This is a genomic window from Bradyrhizobium embrapense (assembly GCF_001189235.2).
GTDB lineage: Bacteria > Pseudomonadota > Alphaproteobacteria > Rhizobiales > Xanthobacteraceae > Bradyrhizobium > Bradyrhizobium embrapense.
On the sequence record NZ_LFIP02000032.1, the window covers coordinates 1 to 915 of the forward strand.

Sequence of the window (915 nt, forward strand, 5' to 3'; positions counted from 1 at the left end):
AATACGACCCCGCATCATCCGACGGCAAAATGATCAGCCTTGCGAAGGCTGCGGCACGCTTTGGGATTTGCGTCGGATCAGCAAAGAGCCTCGTGTTGAAGGCATCCTGCCGGCAACGCAAGCGATCAAGGGGGCGCAATGGTTGGTTCGGGTCGACGCGCTGACGTCGGAGTCAGTGCGCATAGCGGTGCAGCGCGTGATCGAACGTCGGCCGAAAAACTACATTGATTATCAGTACGATAGGTTGATCCGCCTGCCGGGGATCTGACAAAGGGACGCACAATGAAACGAGCTGTGCGGATCGCATCAAGCTGGTGTTCTGGGACGAAACGAGTTTGTGTCTGTCCGCCAAGAGGCTCGAGGATGGGATCTTCCGCTGGCCGAAGATCGAGGACGGTGTGATGCGTCTGTCGGGGGCGCAATTGTCGGCGCTACTGGAAGGGCTCGACTGGCGGCCTGTGCACGAGGCACGGGAGACGCCGGCGCCAGCGCAGCCCGGATAGCTGTTGGCAGTGCTGCGGCGAAGTGAATCAGGAGCGTCGGATGCGTCGCGAGATGGCGGCGAATATGCTCTGATTTGGGTGTGAAGGACGCCCTGCCTGACGATCCCGAGACGCTGAAAGCGATGCTGCTTGCTGAACGGTGCGAGAGCGAACGGCTGCGTCAGATCATCAAGGAAATGCAGAGACATCGGTTTGGCCGGCGGGCGGAGACGCTGCCAGAAGATCAGATGCTGCTGGGCCTGGAAGACGTCGAGCAGGTCGCCGCGTACGGCGAAACGGCGCAGGACGTCAGCGCACCTGAAGGCCGTGAGGCGCGGGCTCGTAAGCGCCGCCGCAACCGTGGCGCCTTGCCGACGCACCTCCCGCGGATCGAGGTCATTGTCGATATCGATGACAAGACCTGTCCCTGCTG

3 protein-coding genes are annotated in these 915 nt (G+C 61.5%); all 3 read left to right on the forward strand.

Annotation, left to right across the window (positions count from 1 at the left end):
* Nucleotides 1-268, forward strand: a 268-nt coding sequence (locus tag AKN83_RS40825) for a hypothetical protein (protein WP_206600838.1), incomplete at its 5' end; no start/stop codon positions are given.
* Nucleotides 269-305: 37 nt separating this feature from the next.
* Entirely contained in the window at nt 306-503 is a 198-nt protein-coding gene (gene tnpB / locus AKN83_RS42240; RefSeq protein WP_083992436.1) for an IS66 family insertion sequence element accessory protein TnpB, read from the forward strand.
* A gap of 122 nt (nt 504-625) precedes the next feature.
* Nucleotides 626-915: IS66 family transposase (locus AKN83_RS38000; RefSeq protein ID WP_193791652.1), on the forward strand; the 290-nt coding region annotated here is incomplete at its 3' end.